This window comes from Chamaesiphon sp. VAR_69_metabat_338 (genome assembly GCF_031423935.1).
Lineage (GTDB): Bacteria > Cyanobacteriota > Cyanobacteriia > Cyanobacteriales > Chamaesiphonaceae > Chamaesiphon.
Genome location: NZ_JANPGM010000337.1, coordinates 1 through 2,596 on the forward strand (window position 1 = coordinate 1; position 2,596 = coordinate 2,596).

General features: G+C 51.2%; 2 protein-coding genes and 1 pseudogene. 2 read left to right on the forward strand and 1 reads right to left on the reverse strand.

All coding sequences use genetic code 11. From position 1 onward, the window contains the following. Together RMO84_RS09630 and RMO84_RS09635 are read left to right on the forward strand one after the other, a co-directional pair. Nucleotides 1–622: pseudogene (locus RMO84_RS09630) on the forward strand (carotene isomerase); the annotation flags it as partial. Between the two features lie 177 nt (nucleotides 623–799). Continuing rightward, nucleotides 800–1,357 (forward strand): tetratricopeptide repeat protein, encoded by a 558-nt coding sequence (locus RMO84_RS09635; protein WP_310488253.1) that lies wholly within the window; start codon nucleotides 800–802, stop codon nucleotides 1,355–1,357. Nucleotides 1,358–1,442: 85 nt separating this feature from the next. Here RMO84_RS09635 and RMO84_RS09640 read toward each other — a convergent pair. Beyond that, on the reverse strand, nucleotides 1,443–2,596 hold a 1,154-nt coding region (locus RMO84_RS09640), incomplete at its 5' end, for an AAA family ATPase (RefSeq protein ID WP_310488254.1).

The window sequence follows — 2,596 nt, forward strand, 5'->3', positions numbered from 1 at the left end:
CGAGCAACTATTACCAGCCGCAGAGCTGCCCGCGAAAGAGCGCAAATGGCAACAACGCTATCAGAAATCGCCAGCTTTCTTGAGTTTGCATTTAGGTGTCAAGGCAGATGTTTTGCCGGCTGGGACTGAATGTCACCATGTCTTGCTCGAAAACTGGATGCAGATGGAGGCTCCAGAAGGCACGATTTTTGTGTCGATTCCGACCTTGCTCGACCCGAGTTTGGCACCAGAGGGATACCATATCATTCATGCCTTTACGCCGAGTTGGATGAGCGATTGGCAGAGCTTAAAGCCGAGTGAGTATGAAGCTAAAAAAGAAGCAAGAGCGGGAGTGATGATCGATCGATTAGAGCGAATTTTTCCTGGCTTAGATCGGGGTCTAGACTTCATGGAAATCGGTACACCCCGCACCCACCGCCGCTTTCTCGGTCGCGCGGATGGTAGTTATGGCCCGATTCCGCGCCGGAAATTACCAGGATTGTTAAATATGCCATTCAATCGCACGGCAGTCCCAGATTTATATTGTGTCGGCGATAGTACTTTTCCAGGGCAAGGATTAAATGCCGTCGCATTTTCGGGATTCGCTTGCGCTCACCGCATTGCGGCAGATTTAGGGATATAGTTAAATTCACATTGAGGATCGAGTTCGGGGGTAATTGTGGATTGCCCCTGAATTTTGTCAATCGATCGCAAGCTGTGTAGCCTAATTGCTACCAAAACCCCCATTGCGTTTTTACAATGTAAGTGGGGGATCGACCGCGATCGATTTTTTCACTTATTGCCTGAAGCAAATATGTCCATGAAAGCTGCCCTGTTGCTCCTAACCCTGATTTTCTCGACCATTTTTCCGCTAGCGGCGTGTTCGTCTAGCTCTCCCGCCGTCGCCCCCAAACCCGCGATCGAATATAACGATCGCGGGACGACTAAATATCAGCGCGGTGACAATCAAGGCGCGATCCAAGAATTCGATCGGGCAATTACGATCGCGCCCAAATACGCTCAAGCCTACGCCAATCGCGGTGCGGCTAAATCGGGATTGGGCGACAAGCAGGGCGCAATTGCCGATTACACTCAAGCGATCGCCATCAATCCTCAAGATGCCCTCACCTATTACAATCGCGGCGTTGCCAAATTTGAATTAAATGACACCCAAGGCGCGGTAGCAGACTTCGATCGAGCGATCGCCATTAATCCCCAAGATGCCGAAACTTATTGCAATCGTGGCACCGTGAAACTGTCTACTGGCAACAAACAAGGTGGCATCGCCGATCTCACCAAATGTGCCGAATTATTCCGCCAGCAAGGACAGACAGCCGATTATCAGAAAATACTCGAACTGATTCGGCAGGCGAAGTGAGGTGGAAATTGATAATTGATAATTGATAGTTGCGTTCCGATGTCTGCTTCTCCCCGTCTCCTCGCTCCCCGCTCCCCGCTCCCAACTAATCCCTCGCTTCCAGCTTGGCAAAATCACAATTAGCCACCGCTGTTTGGGCTGAATCCTGCTGCTGGAGGTAGTTTTGCCATGCAGCGGGAGAAACTTGGTAACTACTCAACTGCTGACTGACGATCGCGGCGAGATCGGGATCGGGGAAGAAACAGACAAACATCTTGGCACAGGTTTGAGCATTCAGATAACCTAGCTCGAATTCCCGATCGCATCTACCGGGTCTAATCAAGGCAGGATCGAGTTGTTCGCGGTGATTGGTAGTCAGGATGGTAATGCTGCCTTCGACGGCTCCTGCACCATCTAAGGTGTTGAGCAGCGCGCTAAATGATAGTTCGCCCAGCGGCTGGCGACCGGAAAAGACACTATCGATATCTTCGAGAGCGACGATCGAAGTTGCGGTGATTTCCGACCAGGCTCGCAGGAGCGCGCTATCGTCCATATCGGTCAATGAGAGCGATACGAGCTGCCGATCGTAATAACTAGCGATCGCTTGAATCAGGGAAGATTTACCCGTCCCTGGAGGGCCATAAAAGAGATATCCCCGCCGCCAGGGAATCCCCCGTTGGCGATAGAGATCGCGACTTTGGAGAAAGCGATCGAGATCCTTAAACAATTCGGTTTCGGTGACGATATCGATCGCTAGAGTGTCCCGCTGCCGCTTAGTTTGGGTGCGCACGATCGAGATCGTCCCACCAATTAGGCGCACGATCAGCGGTGCTTCGAGGCTATAATTTGTCTCGATATTCCCCAGCCATTCTAGTAGCTGCGGTTGCCACCAGCGCAAGGTGGCGAGGGTTAACAACTGGGTATTTTGCAGATCGGTGACTTTAAAGTCGTGACGGTGGATGCCGATATACGCACCCTGATAACCGACGCCAATCCAACCCGATCGCGGTTGCAGCCTAGTTTTGAGCGTGGGCGACTCGATCGCAGGTGGTACTAGTGGTGTAGAGGTATAGACTAATTCGCTAAAGTCATAAACTTTGCCAGTGCGTTCGAGTTCCCAACAAATGGCACTATAAATCGGATTGGTTTCGGAGATCGTAATCTGCACTGCCAATCGCTGGAGTCCGAACTGAATGATGATTTGAAGTAATTCACCACCATAGCGGAGAGCCAATCCGCCGAGAAATAACCAAATCGGAT

Coding starts and splice junctions, on each gene's coding strand:
- RMO84_RS09635 (WP_310488253.1), top strand. CDS start 800: ATGAAAGCTGCCCTGTTGCTCCTAACCCTGATTTTCTCGACCATTTTT.